The organism is Actinoplanes awajinensis subsp. mycoplanecinus (genome assembly GCF_001509495.1).
Classification (GTDB): domain Bacteria; phylum Actinomycetota; class Actinomycetes; order Mycobacteriales; family Micromonosporaceae; genus Actinoplanes; species Actinoplanes palleronii.
The window spans coordinates 57,689-75,407 of record NZ_LLZH01000279.1; the positions used below are offsets into that span (position 1 = coordinate 57,689).

Sequence of the window (17,719 nt, forward strand, 5' to 3'; positions counted from 1 at the left end):
CTGGTCGTGGTCTACACCACGACCGTCGGCGACCACTGGGGGGCAGCCGGATCTCACCACGGGAGAACTGCACGACGTGACCCAGTGGCGGTGACCGGTTACCGCGTCGCGGCGGCCAGCGCCGTGCGGATGGCCACCTCGCCGGCCGGCTGGCCGTTCTCATCCGAGTACGGCCCGTACGGAGTTCCCCAGACCGGCGTGCCCGTCGATTGACGCCAGCTGCCGGCCAGTGGTCCCGCGTCCACCACGTCATACCCGAGGGACTCGATGAACGCGGTCACCGCCGTCTTCGCCGCCGGTGAGTCCCCGGCGACCGGCAAGTACGAGCGGTCGTCCGCCCCCGCCAATGACAGCAAGTGCTTGTAGAAGATGTTGTTGAACGCCTTCACGACCACAGTGTTCGGGAGATACCGCTGCAGCAGCTCACTCGAGGTGAGCGACCCGCTGTCGAGCGAGGGGATCGGCCCGTCCCGCTCCGGGCCGTAGTTGCACGTGTCGATGACCGTCTTTCCGGTGAGCGGCGCGGCGGCCACGTCGGCGAAGGCTCTGACCGGCACGGTGACCACGACCAGGTCACCCGCGGCCGCGGCCTCTCCGCTCGTCGCCGCCGACGCGCGCGGGCCGAGTTCCGCGACCAGGTCCGCGAGCGTTGCGGGACCGCGCGAGTTGCTGAGCACGACCTGATGCCCGGCCGCGACCGCCAGCCGCGCGATGGTGCCGCCGAGAGCGCCGCAACCGATGAATCCCACAGTCGTCATGCGCTGAGCCGGAAGTAGTGGCCGTTGTCCAGATCGGCGAGCAGGCGCGGCTGGACGGGCTCCCAGCCGAGCACCTGGCGGGTGATCAGGTTCGATGCCGGGTAGGTCTGCGTGACGATGTTCGCGAGGAAGCCGTAGTAACCCGGCAGCACCAGTTCGTCCACCGGGATGCTCACCACGGGCAGGCCCAGACGGCTGCCGATCGCCTCGGCGATCTCGCGGAACGGGATGCCCTCGTCCCCGACCGCGTGCCAGTAGCGGCCGGCCGGCCCCCGCTCGAGCGCCAGCCGGAACAACGAAGCGACGTCGCGGATGTGCACGGCGTTCCACAGGTTCGCGCCGTCGCCGGGGTAGCCGACGAAGCCCTTCTCCTTCGCGAGCGCGATCAACGCCGGGAGGAAACCGGCCTGATCGCTCGTGCCGTGCGCGATGTTGGCGATCCGGACGATCGACGACCGCACGCCCCGCTCGGCCAGGCCGATCACGGTGGTCTCCACGACGTTCCGAGCCCGCAGGGTGCCCCGGTGCTCGTCGTCGCTGGGCAGCGCCGGGTCCTCCTCGGTGGCCGTCCGGCCCAGGAGCCCCTGCCCGGGCGAGCCGATACTCCCGGCCGCGACCAGCGGCTTCCCGGTCCCCGCCAGCGCCTCGCCGTACGCGAGCATGACCGGGACCTCCGCGGCCGCCACGGCGTGGATCCCGCCGGTGAACAGCAGGTCCTGCCGGTGCGCGACGTGGACGACGCCGTCGGAGTCCGCGGCCGCCTCCCGGAGCCCGTCGAGATCCTCGAGGTCGCCGCGACGCACCTTGGCTCCGAGTGCGGACAGCGCCGCCGCGGCGGCATCCGTCCGGGCCAGCCCGGTGACCTCGTGCCCGGCAGCGATGAGCTCGGGAACGATGTACGAACCGGAGTGGCCGGTCCCGCCAGTGACGAAAACGCGCATGCTGCTGTTCCTTAGGAGTGGGAGCTGAGGCTGAGGGCGAAGTTGAAGTCACCCATGCCGTGACGGGCCAGGCTGACCATCAGCAGGCCCGTTCCTTCCAACCAGTGCGCCATGTCCAGGCCGCCGGCATCCAGCGGGCGCAACCCGAGGCTCTCGATGAACGCCGACACGCTCGCCTTGGCCCGCACGTCGTCGCCGGCGACGAGCACGTCCAGCTGGCGGCCGGGCACCATGACGTGGCCGAAGACGGTGTTGAACGCCTTCACCACGTGCGCGCTCGCCGGGGCGGCCGTCGCGATCTCCTGCGCTGCGGAGGTGCCGTCCGGGGTGGTCAGCCCGCTCGCGTCGGCCTTCATCGGGTTGGTGATGTCGACGATGATTTTGCCGGCCAGCGCGTTGCCGTACCCGGCGACGACCGGCACGGCGCTCGCGTTCGGCACGGCGAGGATGACGATGTCGCCGGCGGGGGCGGTGCCGAACGTCCCGGCCGTGGCGCCGCCACCGAGCGCGGCGGCCACCTCCCCGGCCTTGGCCGCGTCGCGACCGATGAGCTCGACGGTGTGGCCGGCCTCGACCGCGCGGGTGGCGAGGGCGCGCCCCATGCCGCCCAGGCCGATGATGCTGATGCTGCCTGTTTTTCTCACGCGGTGAGCGTGTCATCGGCCTGAGCTGGGTGTCCAAGACCTGTTTCAGCTGTGGCGATACCCTTCAGGCATTGCCGTGCCGGGAGGTTCCGTGGATCTGGACCTGCGCAAGTTGCGCTACTTCGTCGCCGTCGCCGACCGGTTGCACTTCGGTCGCGCCGCTGATGACCTGCACATCGCGCAGCCGGCGCTCAGCCGGCAGATCCGCGCGCTCGAACAAGACCTGGGCACCCCGCTGCTGGTCCGGGACAGTCACGGCGTGCAGCTGACCGACGCCGGCCGGCAGCTGCTGACCGACGCCGGCCCGCTGCTGGCCTCGGTGCACGCGGTGCGCCGCCGGGTGACCGCGGCCGCGCACGGCGACCAGCGGCTCATGGTCGGTTTCCGGGCCGGTGTCACGGTCACCCCGGCGGTGCAGCTGTTCGCCACCCGGCACCCGGGCGTGACCGTGGACGTGCAGCGGATCGAAGCCGACGACCAGGCCGCGATGCTGCTCGACGGCCGCATCGACATCGGCTACGTGCGGCTGCCCCTCGACGAGACCGGCCTGCGGGTCACCCCGTTCTACACCGAGCCGCGGGTGGCGGTGCTGCCCGCCGGGCACCGGCTGGCCGGCAAGGAGCAGGTCACCGAGACGGACCTGGCCGGCGAGCCGCTGCTCTGGCACGCCGACCCGAGCACGCAACCCACCAGGCGCCCGCACCCCAACGCCGGATACCTGGTGCGCGGGGTGGACGAGACGCTCGCGCACGTCGCGGCCGGCCGGGGCATCTCGTTCCTGGCCCGGTCGGCGACCGTTTTCTACTCCCACCCGGACGTCAGCTACGTGCCGGTCGCGGATCTGGCGCCCGAGCAGGTGTGCCTCGCGGTGGCGGCAGCGCGCACCTCACCGCTGGTCGACGACTTCCTCGACGCGGCCCGGGAAACGGCCGCGATCACCGCCGAGTGCGGCAACTACGAGATGTGGCAGCTCGGCGGCGACGCTGCTGCACAGCACCGGTGACCAAGGATCAGGCCCGTCGGCGACGGGCCTGATCCTTTGCGGTCAGCCGCGGACCTCCACCTCATAGATCCGCGCCGCGTTGTTGCCGTCCGACGCGGCCGTCAGCACCGCGATCCGTACGTATCGCGCGTCCGCGTTCACGCTGCTCGTCGTCGAGTCCGCGGTGTTCGCCCGGACCGAGGCCCTGGTCGTCCACGCGGCACCGTCGTCCGAGGTCTGCACGTCGAAGTCGCGGGTGTTCCAGGCCGGGTATTCGCCGCCCGCCCCGGCGTGCCGGATCACCACGGTGCCGATGTGCTGGCGACTGCCCAAATCGGTCTGGACGAACTTCGTGGCGCCGCCCGAGCACCACTTGTCCACCCAGCCGCCCAGCCAGCTGCCGTTGAACGCCTTCTCCGGTCCCTCCGCGGCGCCGCACGACGAGTCGGCGCCGGCCGGCTTGCGCAGAGCCAGGTCGACCGGTGCGGACGACGAGCCGTAGACCTCCAGTTCGTACACCCGGGCGGCCGCGTCGGCGGTCGAGGTGGGTGTGGTCACGTCGAGGCGCACGTAGCGGGCGGTGCGGGCCGGCACCGGCAGGTAGTTGCGGCTGTTCTTGTTGCCGGTGACCGCGACTGCGCTGCTGTAGGTCGTACCGTCGGAGCTTGTCGAAATGGTGAAAGCGGCGCTGTTCCAGTCCTGCGGTTCGCCGCCGAGCGCGGCGTTCTTGACGATGAACGATGACACGTTTCGTGCCGAGCCCAGGTCGACGGTCACGGTGCGCGGGGTGGCCGAGGAGCACCACTTGCTGTTGCCCTTCAGCGCGCCGTCGACGGCTTTCGCGGCGGTCTCGCTGCCGCAGACCGCGGCGCCGCCGACGGCCGGTCGGCCCAGCGCCAGGTTGTCGCCGAGGGACGGCTCGGCGGGCGGCTGGTCGGCTCCGTCGCCGAAGCTGGGCGGCACGTCACCGCTGCCGGTGCCCCAGACCGAGGGAGAGGATCCCATTTCGTACGAGATAGTGCCGCCGTTGGCGATGTCCGGATAGCGCAGATAGTTGTGCGTCGTCGAGGTGCCGTCGACCGATAGTGATTGGACATACGGCGCCGTCGCGCTGCCCCCGTTGATCGTGATGTTGCCGCCCGGGCGCTGCAGCAGCACGCTCGGGAAGATCCCGCCGTGCACCGCGAGGGTGTCCGCGCCGGGGGTGACCGGGTAGAGCCCGAGCGCCGCCCACACGTACCACGCGGAGGTCGCGCCGAGGTCGTCGTTGCCGGGCAGGCCACCCGCGCCGGTGGTGAACGACTCGGCCATCACCCGCCGCACCGTCTCGCTGGCACCGGCCGGCCGGCGCACGAAGTTGTACGTCCACGGCACCCCGTGCTCGGGCTCGTTGCCGACGTAGAAGTACGGCCGGGACAACCCGCCGTTCAGCTCGGTGAAGTGATGATCGAGTCGCTGGCCGGCGGTGCCCGGGCCGCCCATCAGCGTGATCAGCGCGCCGAGGTTGTGCGGCACCATCCAGGTGTACTGGGCCGCGTTGCCCTCCACGTACGGCTTCTCGGTCGCCGGGTTCAGCGCCGCCGACCAGTTGCCGTCCGACCCGCGGGTGTGGATGTAGGACGACTCGCCGTTGAACAGACTGCGCCAGTACTGCGCGTGCGTCGCGTACGTGGCGGCGCCCGCCGTGTCGCCGAGCGCGGCCGCGAACCGGCTGATCGCGAAGTCCGACGCGGCGTATTCGAGGGTCTCCGACGGGTTGCCCGGGATGAAGTGCTGACCGTTGTAGACCGCGTAGTTGCCGCGCAGCACGTACCCCTGGGTGGCCCCGCCGGTCGCGCCCTTCTTCATCAGCGCGAGCGCGGCGGCGGTGTCGAAGCCGCGCGCACCGAACGCGTACGCGCTGCCCACGATGATCGGGCCGGGGTCGCCGGGCATCACGAAGTCCTCGATGCTCTGGTGCGACCACTTCGGCAGCAGCCCGCCCTGCTGGCCGTCGAGCACCATCGATTTCACGATGTCCGACATCACGTCCGGCGCGATCAGCGCCACCAGCGACGACCACGACCGGTAGATGTCCCAGCCGGAGTAGTTCTGGTAGACCGGGTGCGTCGCGGTGTGCACCTGCTGGTCGAAGCCCATGTACTGCCCGTTGGTGTCGCTCGCGACGTTCGGGTTCATCAGCACGTGGTAGAGGGCGGTGTAGAACTTCTGCAGGTCAGTGGCTCCGCCACCGGTGACTTGCACCCGGTTCAGGGCCGCGTTCCACGCGGTGTCAGCCCTTGATCGTACGGTGTCGAAAGCGGCCGCCTCGGCTGTCGCGTTGTTCTGCGCGTTGGCCACGCTCACGAACGAGACGCCGACCGTCGCGGTCACCACCGGGTTCGCCGTGGTGTCGAACGTGACGTACGCGCCGGCCTGGGTGCCGCTGGCCGCCGTCGACCCGGCGCTGACCGTCGCGCCGGAGAACGTGCCGACACCGGTGGGCGCCCGGTCGAACAGGATCGAGTAGTACATCTTGAACGTCCGCCCGCCGCAGAACCCGCCCGCGGTGTGCTCACCCCACACCCGGTTGCCACTGATCGTCACGTTGCCGGCCCGGTCGCCGGTGGCCGACCGGGAGGCGTTGATCAGCACGCGGGCGGTGGTGCTCGCCGGGTAGGTCAGCCGCAGCGCGCCGGTCCGGGTGGTCGCGCTGAGCTCGGCGTCCACGCCGTACTTGTCGAGGCGGTTGCGGTAGTAGCCGGGCGCCGCGGACTCGTTGCTTTTCGTGTACGCGCTGGCGTAGTTGGTCCACGCCGAGCCGGGGGAGGAGCCGATCGCCCCGGTGATCGGCAGGATCGGCAGGTCCTCGTTGTTGGGGCAGCCGGCCCCGTTGAAGTGGGTGAGGCTGAACGACTCGATCGTCCGGTCCCGGTCGCGGTAGCCCGACGGCGACGCGGACGGCGTGTCCGGGCTGAACTGGAGCATGCCGAACGGCACCGTCGCGCCGGGGAACGTCGACCCGCCGGCGCCACCGCCGACCGGGTTGGGTGAGTTGCTGTCGTCCGTGCCGACCAGCGGATTGACGTATCCGGTCAGCGGAAGGTCGGCGGCCTGCGCCGAGGTGGGTGGGATGGCCAGAACGGTGGTGGCCAGCAGCGATACCGCTGCCAGGGTACGGAGCATGAAGTGCCGTCCCTTCACGTGTCATGGGAGTATGACAACGCTGTCAGGACTCATTGAAACAAGTCAATGAATTGAGGTTCCGGAACCGGCGATCCTCCCGGTACGCGGTCGGCAGCGCAGCGGCGGCCGAACGGTCATCGCGGGATACGCCGGTCGCAGCAGAGCGTTGAGCCGGGTTACCGGACCGCGTCAGGTTTTACCGACTCGTAGCTGAAGGTGGTGTCCGGTGCCAGGGCAACGAGCCTGTCGAGTGCCGGTTCGGTCTTGGTTCCCCACATCTTGGAGACGACCCAGGTGCGTCCTTGGTCATGCAGCGGTGCGTCGAGGAACCAGCGGCCGAGCCGCTTGGTGGATCCCGGGTAGGCGGCCAGGAAAGCCTCGGCGAGTTCGTCGCCGCGCACAATGCCCTCGACCGGCAGGAACCTTGAGCGCGGAACCGCCGTGGCGAGCCGCTCGGCGCTGACGCCGGCCTTGTGCAGGGCGGTCGCCATGGCGAGTACGGCCCAGCGTTTGCGGAGCGGGCCGCTGCGGCCCTCCGGGGTGATGACCTCGTATTGGGTCCAGTCGCGGCCATCGGAACTCGCCGCCCGGGCCTGGGTCTCCTTCCGGCGAATCTGCACGGTCAGCTCACCCGCCTCGGGCAGGGGGATGATTTGCTGGACGTCCAGAAGCAAGCGGTCCGCGACCTTGTAGGGGGTGAGCTTCACGCAGCGAATGTCGAGGCCGTACACATCGGTCAACCAGAGCACCGTCGTCGTGATCTCTCGATCGAAGCCGGCCGCTACCAGCACCAGGCGGACCTCACGGCTGAGCACCGTATCTTCTCCATCGGCATCCTCGAGGAATTCCGCCAACCTGGCCCTGGCCTCATCAACCGCTGCCGGCTCGACCCGGGCCAGATAGTGCTCGTGGTGTTCGACGAGATCGTCGAAGGTCATGACCGATACCATCGCGGCATACCGCAGCGCTTGTAATTCCAGGTGCCCACCATCAGCGGTGCGCTTGAGCTCGATGACGACCAGTCGGCCGGTGCGATCGACACCCAGCAGGTCGATACGCCGCCGGGCATCCGTGAAGGCTCCGAATTCCTCGGCGACGACCATCACCTCATCGACGATCATGTCAATTCGTGAACGAAGAAGCCGCTGCAGGTCCGCCCGTTCGAGCACCTGTTCCGCCGCGAAAGTCGTGGAAGGGACTGACTCGAGCGCGTCCGAAGTCATTTCAAACAGTGGCATCCGGACATCATCGCAACCATGACGAGCCGACTTGGGCCGTGACCTTCCCGGTCACGTCGTGATCTCTCCCTCCCATGTTGCGAGCGTCAGCGCCTGCCCATCGAAGTCCAGTTCAAGACCGGTCACTTCATCGATCTCGTTGTGCATCGGCTGGAGCGCCCGCAGGCGCCTGGTCATCAGCGAAGCGAAGGGAGGTTCGCTGGAGGCGTCCCGCAACAACCAGCGCGACCCATCCCAGTCGTAGTCATAGTCGTCCAGCCACGAACGGTCTACCGCGCAGGTTTCTACCACTTCCAGAGACCAGTCGGCGCGGCCGGCGAGGAGGATTCCCCGGTCACCCTCGAAGACGAGGTGCACCGGCCCGACATTGGCCTTGGCGACTCCACCGGCGTAGTGCCAGGCCAGTCGTTCAACCCTCACCAACTTGCGGCCAATAAGCGCGTCCATCGCGATCGTCCAGACGTTCTTCCAAAAGCTTCGGCGGAAGCGATCAGCGACGATGAGCCCTTGCCGCTACGGAGCCCGGCTGGTACGGCCGGGAAGAGCCACGTGCACATCGCGATGCGCAACGGCGGCACCATCCCGCTACGGAGCCCGGCCGGGAAGAGTTGCAGGTCCGCGGTGACGCTGGTGCCGGCGACATCAGCCCGCTACGGAGCCCAGCCGGGAAGGCCGGGAAGAGGACCCGACGGTCGAGGACGTCTACATCGGCACGCTCGCGCCCGCTACGGAGCCCGGCCGGGACGGCCGGGAAGAGCGCGAGTACCGGTACATCGGCCTGGTCCGCGACGGCCGGCCGCTACGGAGCCCGGCCGGGACGGCCGGGAAGAGGCAGCCTTCGACCCGGCCGACAAGGCACTGATCGCGCCGCTACGGAGCCCGGCCGGGACAGCCGGGACGCCGGGAGAGCGGAAACCCTGTGGGCTGAAGCCCTGTTCTGCTCGAGCCTGGCCGCTACAGAGCCCGGCCGCTACGGCCGGGAAGAGTCCGCGGCACCTGTTCCTGGCGTTCGAGCAGGGCTGGCCGCTACGGAGCCCGGCCGGGACGGCCGGGAAGAGGTCGAGATGTGGCGCGGCCGCCAGTGGCGTCTGCTGCTGCCGCTACGGAGCCCGGCCGGGACGGCCGAGAAGAGGACGTTCTGGTTACAACTTAGGTCTTAGATCCAAAGATAGGCCGCTACGGAGCCCGGCCGGGAAGAGGTGGCAGGGCCTAAGTTCTTCCGCGAGTGCCGTACCGGCCGCTACGGAGCCCGGCCGGGACGGCCGGGAAGAGCCGGTCCGCGTACCGCCGGTACGGGGCGCACGGGTAGCCGCTACGGAGCCCGGCCGGGACGGCCGGGAAGAGTCCAGCTGCGTGATGTAGCGCTCGGGCGGGCTGAGCGGCCGCTACGGAGCCCGGCCGGGACGGCCGGGAAGAGGCCGTGGAACTGCTGTGGTTCCTGCGCGGCGACAGGCCGCTACGGAGCCCGGCCGGGACGGCCGGAAAGAGTCTGGCATCAGCGTCGAGCTGATCCGCAAGCTGGAGCGCCCGCTACGGAGCCCGGCCGGGACGGCCGGGAAGAGTTACGGATCCCGGTCAGGCCGTTACCGATCGCTTTGCCGCTACGGAGCCCGGCCGGGACGACAGGGAAGAGGACCAAGGCCACCTGCGCCGTCAACCCGCGCCTGGCACGCCGCTACGGAGCCCGGCCGGGACGGCCGGGAAGAGTCGACGAAGCGCAGATCGGCGGCGCGCTTCAGAGGCCGCTACGGAGCCCGGCTGGGACGGCCGGGAAGAGCGCGGGACAGCTTCGGCAAGGTCGTCAACGAGGTCCTGCCGCTACGGAGCCCGGCCGGGACGGCCGGGAAGAGGAGAAGATCCTGCGGGAACGCTCCGACGACGGCGAGCCGCTACGGAGCCCGGCCGGGACGGCCGGGAAGAGGGCTCGCAGAAACTGTGCCTTCTGAGCTGCCGTTTTGCGAGCCGTCGCGAGCGGTGTGTCGTGACGTTGTTTTGCATGGACCAATTTCGTTGGATTCCTGATGTTTTTAGGCTCTGAACTGCATGCGAGCGCTCCCCGCGGTTTCGAGGCTTACCGGAGCGCTCGTATCAGACTATCCGGACGCCATGAGTGGGTAGTGGTCTACGTCGGCCGATAAACGTGAACCGTCCCGTGTCGACGTCGCCGAGGTCGACGATGACTACTGAGTCTTCGGAGAGTTTCATCTTGGCCTCGACCTCGGCGCGAGCGTGAATCAGTTCGGTGCGGCTGAGGTCGCAGATGAACAGGGAGTATTGCAGGCGTTCGCCGTAGGATTCCATGACTTTGCAGACTTGGCGTAGGCGTTGGGGTTCGCAGATTTCGAGTGTCGTCGAGGCGCTGGTCGTCGATGGGGATCGAGACGCGTCGGCGGGTCTCGGCGTACCAGATTTCGGCGTGGGGGACCTGGTATCCGGCCTCTCGCAGCAGAAGTGCTTGCAGTACGGACTGGATCTCGTCGGACGGCCATGGCCGTCCGTGTTTGTCGGGTGAGCCCTTCTTGTAATCGACGGGCACGACCGTTCCGTCGGCGGTGATCTCCACGATGTCGATCTTCGCGCTGACACCGAGGTCGGTGGAGGTGAGCCAAAAGCTGCGGGAGGTACGACCGGCGAAACGTTCGATGTCGTCGTCGGGTTCGGGGAGGTCACCGCCGGGTTCGTCAACTACGCGGTGCACGTAGCGGCCTTCTTCGACGTCGTCGCTGGTGGCAAAGCGGCCTTGGACCCACTCGAGGTGGAACAGCCGCGGGCAGTACACGAACTCGTTGACCATCCGCGAGGGAACGGTTTCGGGCAGGCCCTCGATTGCCGGGCGTACGGGAACTGCACTCATGCTCGCCCCTTCTGGATGGCGATCGGGGCGAGGACGCCGGCGGATTTGCGGGCGGGAATCCGGCGCCGGCCGGCGTGCCCGATCCAGAAGATCGACAGCAGTTTCGCCTGGGGCGAGGGCCGATGGTCCTCGGCGGTGCCGAGGACCGGATGGTTGAGCAGCGCGACGATCGCGGGAATGTCGAGTTGCTGTGACCACAGCGGGTAGACCATGCGCCGGTCGTTGCGGCCGCGGTCCTGCCAGCACGTGCTCAACGGCGGGCCGGTGGGGGCGGTGGTGGACAGCAGCGGGTAGGCCATCAGCGCCAGCCATGTCGCGCCGGGGACACCCCGTTCACTGCCGTCTCGTCCGTCGGGGGTGTCGGCAGTGTCGTATAGCACGCGGTGGTCGAGGTATTCGCCGGTCACGCCGGGTTGGCGTCGCCATCCGGTGAGCGCTTCGCGCAGCAGTTCCGGGCGTTTTCTCAGCTCGGCGAGTGGCTTTTCGAGCATGGTCCGCATGGACTGTTTTCCGGATGGTGCTGCGTAGGGGGTGATGGCTATGCGTTTTTCGTTGTCTAGGGTCAAGTCGGTGACCAGCATGCCGAGCCATCGTTCGACCTGTGGGTTGTCGGTAATTCTTTCTGCGTATGTCCGGAAGTCGGGCCGGGGCAGCCGCAGCTTGTCGGGCGCGGCCCCGAGCGGGGGGAACTCGGCGGACACGCCGGGCAGTGCTCCCCCCGCCGGGATGGACCTCATCACCGACACCAGGTCGGCTACGACGGTGTCGAGGTCGGTGTGGCTGCTGTGCAGCACGGCGGTGCAGTCACGCGGTGACCAGGAAAGCTTCGCGTCATTTTCGGTGTGGTCAACGATCAGGCGCATGGTGCCGAGGGCGGCCAGGAATCCGAGGGGCGTTCGGCCGTCGAGTGCGGGCAGGGCGATGGAGGTCATGATCCCTCCTGGGAGACGGTCATGTCTGCGCACCGGACGATGGCCTCCAGCAGGGCGAGACCCCACCGGCCGTAGCGTGCGTTCAGCCGGGCGAAGCGCGCGGGCTGATCCAGGTCCACGGTCTTGTCCGAGTCGACGACCGTCTTATGGCCCTTGATGAGAGCGACCACTGGCCGCGGGCCGGGGTCCACCACGAGCCGGGCGAGGGGACGGGCATAGCCGTGGTGCGCGGCGACGAGGTGGACCAGCAGGTCGGTATCTCCCGGGTGTGGGTGCTCCCGGAGGTGTTCGGCGACGAGGGCTGCGGACCAGGCTTCGTGACGTGCTCCTGGTGGCAGGCCGCTGATCCGGGTGGACCGCCGCCATGCTTGGCGGTTGGCCGGGTCGAGCCCCGATTTCGCCAGCGGCTCCGGGGCGATCTCAGCCTCACGCGGGTCGCCACCGTGCAGCATGATCTGAAAGCGCTCCTCGACCTTTCCCAGGTCGTGCCAGCCGCCGGCGCTCTCGATGACCTGCTGAAGGTCAGCGGGTAGCCCCATAGCTTCGGCGATCTGCCAGCCGCGGCGGCCTACAGCCTCATGGTGGTGCGCGAGAGTGACCTGGCGGCTGCTCCTGGAGCTGCCTGCCGGCTCCTCGTCGTCGCGCTCGGGTTGAGCATCGGCGTCTTCAGCGTTACCGGCAGGTCCGCAGAGTAGCCGGGCGACCGGTTTCGCAGGGCTGTCGGTTACTGCGTCGGAGCCGTCGACCAGTTCGACTACGGAGAGCCTTCCGCTCTTCCACCACAGGATCAGACGTTCCCATGCTGCCGGTGGCCAAGAGATTCCTGGCGGGGGTTGCGGTGGTAACTGTCGCCCGATTTTTTTGCCCAGTGTCTGCCATGCCGGGCTGCCCGCGAAGAGTTTATCGTCGTGCTGACCGTCGCGGCTCGGTGCGGTGATCATCCGGCGCAGGTGCACACGTGCCTCGTCGGGCAGGCGAAGCCGATCTGCCAGCGCGTCGTCCAGACGCAGCATCGTGGGCCGCCGTCCGCGCTGGGGCATGAAGCCGGCAGGCTCGCTGGCATCGACAACGGTGCCTTCTTCGCGGGGGGCCCAGCCGTAACGGTCGAGGCCACCACGTTCCGTCGGCACGATGATCAGGTCGCCGGGCCGCAGAGACTCCGGTTCGATCCAGGTCCAGCGCCATTCGGCGTCGCCGTCACGGTAGCCACGTCCTGCCTGCCGAGCGGGCCGCTGGGCAAGGGCACGGAAACGGTCACGTACGGCGGAGGGGCGGGCCCTTCCGGGATCAGGTTCGGACTCGAGATCGCCGACGACCTCGGTGTCCTGGCCGAGCATCCATTGCCGGGCCGCGAACCACGGAACCTCGATGATTTCGGCGGTCCGGGGAGGGAACTGGGCCAGTATCGCCGCGGCCCCGCGCGGATCGAGTTCGGTAGGACCGTCCTCGAACGGATCGTCCACCGTGTTGTCGCTGACCAGACCCGAGCGCCACAACACCTGAACTGGCGCGACGCCACCGTCGAAGCCGTGCAGGTAGGCAGCGACCGGCGGATCGACAAGTGGCACGGGTGCCGTCTGTACCCATGCGTCCAAGGTCGGGGTCAGCAGCACCGGTGCATCGTGCGGTTCGCGTCGTGTTGCCGGCGAACCGAGCAGGGTCCGGCTGAGTTCGCGGCAGGCCAGCGGCGACACGTCGAGGTCGCCGTCCGGGCTGGCGGCGATCGCCTCGGTCAACGCCGTCCAGGTCGTGTCCCGGGCGGCGCCGTAGACCGGCCCGTCGGCTTGGCCGTCATGTACCACCGTCGCCGTCGCAGCAACCTCCGTTGGGTAGCGCTCGGCGAATCGCCCGAGCCGATTGAGCCGGCCGAGACGCTGTACCAGGGCATCCCACGACGCTGATTCGGTGATCAAGGCATCGCTGTCGATGTTGACCCCTACCTCGACGGTCTGCGTGGCAACCAGAATCGCCGGGGTAGAGCCCGACGGTCTGCTGACGTGAAGTGCTCCCAGCGCTCCGGCCTGCGGCGCACCGCGATCGGCCGGGCGGCATCGGCCGATAAGCAGGTCACATGTCGCCGCCGTGTCCTTAGGAAGCCGCCGCAGCACCTGACTATGTACGTCGCGGGCACGGTCGACCGTGTTGCAGACGACCAGCACAGCCGGCGCCACTCCAGCAGCCGCATCGCTGGACAGATGCGCCAGCCGCTCGACAGCGGTGTCCGCCATCGCCGCCGCGCACCCCTTCGCCGTGGTGGGGAGAAGCCCGAGCCGCTTGTGGGCCGTCAGTCTCTGCCAGGCAACCGGATCATCGCGGTGAGCCGCTACATCCAGTGCGAACGGGTGGTCGGCATGCACGCCGGTGGCGGACAGTTGAGCGATGGCCAGACCCGGCAGCGGAAGCCCGAGTTCGTCGCGCTGCTGAATGGCTGCGACTGTGCCCAGCAACGCGGTCGACAGATGTGCCTCGTCGACCAGGAGCAGCGCATCCGTGCCGACTAGCGCGGCGTCGATCGGCTTACGCCGGTCACTGACGCCGTAGCCCCGGAACAGCAGCCTGCTACCGACTTGATCGACCGTGCCCAGCACGATCCCCGGACGATCCGGACGATCCAGCCAGTCCGCGTCCCAGGTGGTGCCGCCACGCATCCGAGTGATGGTAAGAAGATCGTCCCCCGCAGTGGGCGCGTATGTGCGCAGCGCCGTCGCGACCCTGCCGACGACGCCACCCCCTTCGTCGCGTTCGGCTGTGGTGAGGGCGTCCGCGAGCGCGGTCGCGTGTTCCCAGGCTTCGTCTACGACGAGCCGCCGGTCCACCACGAAGAAACAACGCCGCCGTCCAACCCTGCTCGCGGCCGGGTCCCCGGCGGTGGCCGCCGCGACGAACACCGAGATGTCGATCATCGTGGTCTTGCCCAGCCCGGTCGGGACGTCGATCAGGTCGGGCCACCGGCCGTCGCGGAGCACCTGCTCGACAAGCGTGACCTGCCACGGGAAGGGGCTTCGTCCGTGGACGGCCTGCAGGAACGCGGGGAAGTCCGCCGCGGTCAGGCTGGTCATCCCCGTCCTCCGTCACGCGGGGCAGGCAGGGGATCTGTGGCCGGCGCGAACAGTCCGACGCCCAGGTACCGGCCCGCACCGGCGAGAACCGGTCCGCGTACCGGACGGTCGAACTCGATCTCGACGTGGCGAAACAGCTTGCCGCGTACCTTCTCCGGCAGATCCGACGCACGCAGCCGGGCTCCGCCGGTCAGCAACGGTTCGGCACTCACTCGTACCGAGACCGGCTCCGGCAGCGCGACTGTCCGCAGCCCGCGGCGCACCTCGTCGCTGACGCTGGCGCCCCTCTTGGGATAACGGTCCAACACCATCGGGGTCGCCGTCGTCCACCGTCTGCTCGCCCGCTGCCAACGTTTCGGGACCGCACCCCACGGCCTGGTCAGGTCGGGCCGATATTCCAGGTCCAACCGGCCGAGTCGTGGCACGTCGAGCTCGATCGTGCCGTCCTTAGCGGCGTCCCGGAGACTCAATACCGCCCGTACGATCGGGGTTCGCTCCGATTTCGGCAGCTCCGGAATGGCGACCGCCAGGCCCAGGAGATGCCCGTCGGCGTGCTCGTGGCCGACATCCGGCAGTGCCAGGAACGCCACATGCGGCCGACCGTCGACGCGGTGGCCGTGTAGCACATCCGGGGCGGAGCCGCCGGCAGCCCGCAGTACCGCGGATCGCAGCGCGTCGGTCATGTCGACGGCCAACCTGGCCTGCGGCGACCATCCACGAAAGCGCAGAACCAGAACGTCGTCATACGGTGAAGAGACCGGTTCCCCGTTCACGGTCTCGTCCGGAGAGCGGGGCACGCGTCGTCGGTAGGCAGTGGACCGGCTCACCTCCCACGCCGGCCGATCAACGGCGAACTGCTCGTCGAGTAGCGACAGATAACCCGGGTACGGCACACGCATGACCGTGTCCGCGTCGACCAGGGCACAAGGCTCGTACAGCACAGTGCGGTCATCCGACACCGGCTCCGTGTCGGCGGCTACCGCTGACGCCGCGACCAGCACCACGCCGGTCGAACGGCCCAGGTAGGGAACCCGGCGCGCCATGGCGTCGAGCATCGCCACCAACTGTTCGTCGGCGTCGGCCGACCAGCACATGGTCACGTCCTCATACGCCGGCATCGCCCGCACCCGGGTTTTGAGCTGGTTGGTCCGCCCCGGATAGGTCTGGCTACCACCTTTCAAGGCCACCGCATTCGTGGGCACATACGACTGACGCTGCTGCTCGGCGAGTAGGTCGGATGCCGTCACCGACGGCGCCGGCTGCTCTTCGAGCCATCGCAACGTTGCTATATCGGTTTCGGTGCGCGCCGCCGCACGCAGGGCGCAGAACACCCGGGCCGGATGCGGCGGCCATTCCGCCCGTTCCCGATCGTCGACCGATGCCGCGTCGTACGCACCGGTCAGCAGCCGGACCGTGATCATGACTCCCACGCTCACTCCCCATCTTCGACAGTGGCGGCCTTGGTCATGCTGAAGTCGATCGCCTTGGCCAGAGAACTCGCCGGCGTCAGCCGCACCGGCTCGGACGACACAGCGAGGCCGTGCTTCGCCGCCCGCTGCACCGCGTACGCATACACCTCGATCGCCTCATCACGGCTGACGTCGACCCGCTCCGTGTCGCCGCCCCGATTCACCCACTCCAGCCGCTCGGACTCCACCAGCAGTTCGCAGCCGCTACGTAGCCACAACGAAGCACCACCGAACGCAAGCCGATCCGCCATGATCGCGTACGCCGCCAGCACCGCCCGACCAGCCACCGCCGCCGCCTCGTCCACCGGCCCGAACCCGATGCGATCGAGCGCAGCCAAGGACAGCGTCGCGATCCGTTCCGCGGACGTAATCGTCACACCACCGTGCTGCTCGTTGGGAGCGATGTTGCCGTGTCCGATCTCGCTGAGCCGTTCACCCTTCTTCTTCGACGAAACGGAGGTGAATTCCCAGTCCTCGCCACTCCTGCCCGGCTTCACGCCGCCCTGAAGATTGAGCGGATCCATGCGCCCGGCGTTACGGGCACCGACCACCGGGTCCCAGCCGATCACCTCGCTGGCGTACACCCGAGGAAACTTCTGCTGCCGCCCTTTGCGATGGCTGTTCCACGCCCCGAACACCAGCGAACCCGGATCGTTGGAATACAACGCACGAGCATCGTGCGCAGACGCCGCCAGCATGGCGCGGCCCAGCTCCGACTTGTCGAACGGGATGCCATCGAGGACGCTGTCCCGCAGATAGGCATCGGCGTAGCGGTGCGGAAACTCCAGGGACGTCAGAGTCTCACTGACCTCACCATGGTGTTCGACCTCCAGCAGCGGCACCTGTACCCTGCCCCTGCGCGTCGCCGCCAGCAGCGCGGACTCCGCCCGATTCGCCTGCGAAGCGACGGAATCCAGCAGGACCGTCCATCGCCGCTGCCCGCCCACCGACCTGACCTCAACGACATACGGCACCGCTCTGCCCCGAGCCGTCTGTGCCAGCCCTTCAGCAGTCGCCCCGTCCTCGCCAGGCCGCTTGTCTTCTGGGTCTCGCGTGGCGGCCCTTCTCGCCGACTCCGAGACCGGGTATGTGGGCGGGAAAAGCTTCGCGCCCGGCCCTCCAACAGGCTGATACGCCACACGGGTTCGCAGCACCGCCCGAGGCCCGGCCAACGCGACGGCAGAGATCAGTTCTTCGTACAAGGCTTCGACGCTGCTCACTGGAGGCCCTTCATCTGGAGATGATTGCGGTCACTATGCCGCGAGCCACCGACATTTTCTGGACCGTCGCCTACGCAGTAGCACTGCATGCGCGAAATTGATCAACCCGGGAGTGCCGTACTGCCTGGTAGCGAGAGTTTCAGGAGGGTTCGGTAAGAGAACGCGAGAAGAACCAGTTCCAGTTCGGCGACCTTCTTACGCAGCCGGTTCAGTTCCTCGCGTTCCGCCGGGCTGACCTGCCCGCCGGCACCGCCGTCGCCGGCCGCGGGACCCTGCTCGGCACGCTTTGCAGCGCTGACCCAGTTCCGCAGGGTCTCGTGGTTGACGCCGAGTTCCCGTCCGACGTCACGAATCGTCCGGCCCGAGGTACGGACCAGATCGACGGCGTCCTTGCGGAACTGCTCGGGATACTTCGAGGGACGAGGCACCGGGACATCCTTTCCCAGACCACTGTCTG

General features: G+C 68.6%; 13 protein-coding genes and 1 pseudogene. 1 reads left to right on the forward strand and 13 read right to left on the reverse strand.

Annotated features, from left to right (window positions below; all coding sequences use genetic code 11):
- Positions 1 to 98: 98 nt before the first annotated feature.
- From ADL15_RS28030 to ADL15_RS28040, 3 genes are read right to left on the reverse strand one after another with little or no spacing between them, the layout of a single operon-like run.
- Entirely contained in the window at positions 99 to 758 is a 660-nt protein-coding gene (locus ADL15_RS28030; protein WP_198171049.1) for an NADPH-dependent F420 reductase, read from the reverse strand.
- Entirely contained in the window at positions 755 to 1,699 is a 945-nt protein-coding gene (locus tag ADL15_RS28035) for an SDR family oxidoreductase (RefSeq protein WP_067697426.1), read from the reverse strand. The genes ADL15_RS28030 and ADL15_RS28035 overlap by 4 nt, the downstream gene beginning before the upstream one ends.
- A gap of 11 nt (positions 1,700 to 1,710) precedes the next feature.
- Complete coding sequence (locus ADL15_RS28040; protein WP_232344380.1) at positions 1,711 to 2,343, reverse strand: NADPH-dependent F420 reductase; 633 nt, start codon at positions 2,341 to 2,343, stop codon at positions 1,711 to 1,713.
- Between the two features lie 91 nt (positions 2,344 to 2,434).
- Here ADL15_RS28040 and ADL15_RS28045 point away from each other — a divergent pair, with 91 nt between their 5' ends.
- The gene (locus ADL15_RS28045; RefSeq protein WP_067697428.1) at positions 2,435 to 3,346 is read left to right on the forward strand and encodes a LysR family transcriptional regulator; all 912 of its coding nucleotides are present in this window, start codon (positions 2,435 to 2,437) and stop codon (positions 3,344 to 3,346) included.
- A gap of 42 nt (positions 3,347 to 3,388) precedes the next feature.
- Here ADL15_RS28045 and ADL15_RS28050 read toward each other — a convergent pair whose 3' ends face one another.
- The 10 genes and pseudogenes from ADL15_RS28050 to ADL15_RS28090 all read right to left on the reverse strand — a co-directional run bounded on the left by ADL15_RS28050 (position 3,389) and on the right by ADL15_RS28090 (position 17,690).
- Complete coding sequence (locus ADL15_RS28050) at positions 3,389 to 6,490, reverse strand: GH92 family glycosyl hydrolase (protein ID WP_067697498.1); 3,102 nt, start codon at positions 6,488 to 6,490, stop codon at positions 3,389 to 3,391.
- A 176-nt stretch (positions 6,491 to 6,666) separates the two neighbouring features.
- Complete coding sequence (locus tag ADL15_RS28055) at positions 6,667 to 7,728, reverse strand: PDDEXK family nuclease (protein ID WP_067697430.1); 1,062 nt, start codon at positions 7,726 to 7,728, stop codon at positions 6,667 to 6,669.
- A gap of 51 nt (positions 7,729 to 7,779) precedes the next feature.
- Positions 7,780 to 8,175, reverse strand: coding sequence for a hypothetical protein (locus ADL15_RS53305; RefSeq protein ID WP_067697432.1), 396 nt, complete (start codon positions 8,173 to 8,175; stop codon positions 7,780 to 7,782).
- A gap of 1,641 nt (positions 8,176 to 9,816) precedes the next feature.
- Positions 9,817 to 10,029 carry a CRISPR-associated endonuclease Cas2 gene (locus ADL15_RS57140; protein ID WP_157441651.1) on the reverse strand — a complete coding sequence of 71 codons (213 nt, stop codon included), beginning with the start codon at positions 10,027 to 10,029 and terminating at the stop codon, positions 9,817 to 9,819.
- A 52-nt stretch (positions 10,030 to 10,081) separates the two neighbouring features.
- Positions 10,082 to 10,582, reverse strand: a pseudogene (locus ADL15_RS54490) (CRISPR-associated protein Cas4); the annotation flags it as partial.
- Positions 10,579 to 11,514: a type I-G CRISPR-associated protein, Cas3-extension family gene (locus ADL15_RS28070; RefSeq protein ID WP_067697434.1), complete on the reverse strand. Its 936-nt coding sequence runs from the start codon at positions 11,512 to 11,514 to the stop codon at positions 10,579 to 10,581. The pseudogene ADL15_RS54490 and the gene ADL15_RS28070, both read right to left, overlap by 4 nt.
- Entirely contained in the window at positions 11,511 to 14,573 is a 3,063-nt protein-coding gene (gene cas3g / locus ADL15_RS28075; RefSeq protein ID WP_067697435.1) for a type I-G CRISPR-associated helicase/endonuclease Cas3g, read from the reverse strand. The genes ADL15_RS28070 and cas3g overlap by 4 nt, the downstream gene beginning before the upstream one ends.
- On the reverse strand, positions 14,570 to 15,994 hold the full coding sequence (gene csb2, locus ADL15_RS28080) for a type I-G CRISPR-associated protein Csb2 (RefSeq protein ID WP_083971827.1): 1,425 nt from the start codon (positions 15,992 to 15,994) through the stop codon (positions 14,570 to 14,572). The genes cas3g and csb2 overlap by 4 nt, the downstream gene beginning before the upstream one ends.
- Positions 15,995 to 16,005: 11 nt before the next feature.
- Positions 16,006 to 17,262 carry a type I-G CRISPR-associated RAMP protein Csb1/Cas7g gene (gene cas7g / locus ADL15_RS28085; protein ID WP_067697439.1) on the reverse strand — a complete coding sequence of 419 codons (1,257 nt, stop codon included), beginning with the start codon at positions 17,260 to 17,262 and terminating at the stop codon, positions 16,006 to 16,008.
- A gap of 101 nt (positions 17,263 to 17,363) precedes the next feature.
- A complete protein-coding gene (locus ADL15_RS28090) occupies positions 17,364 to 17,690 on the reverse strand; it encodes a transposase (RefSeq protein WP_067697441.1) in 327 nt (108 codons plus the stop codon).
- Between the last annotated feature and the right edge of the window lie 29 nt (positions 17,691 to 17,719).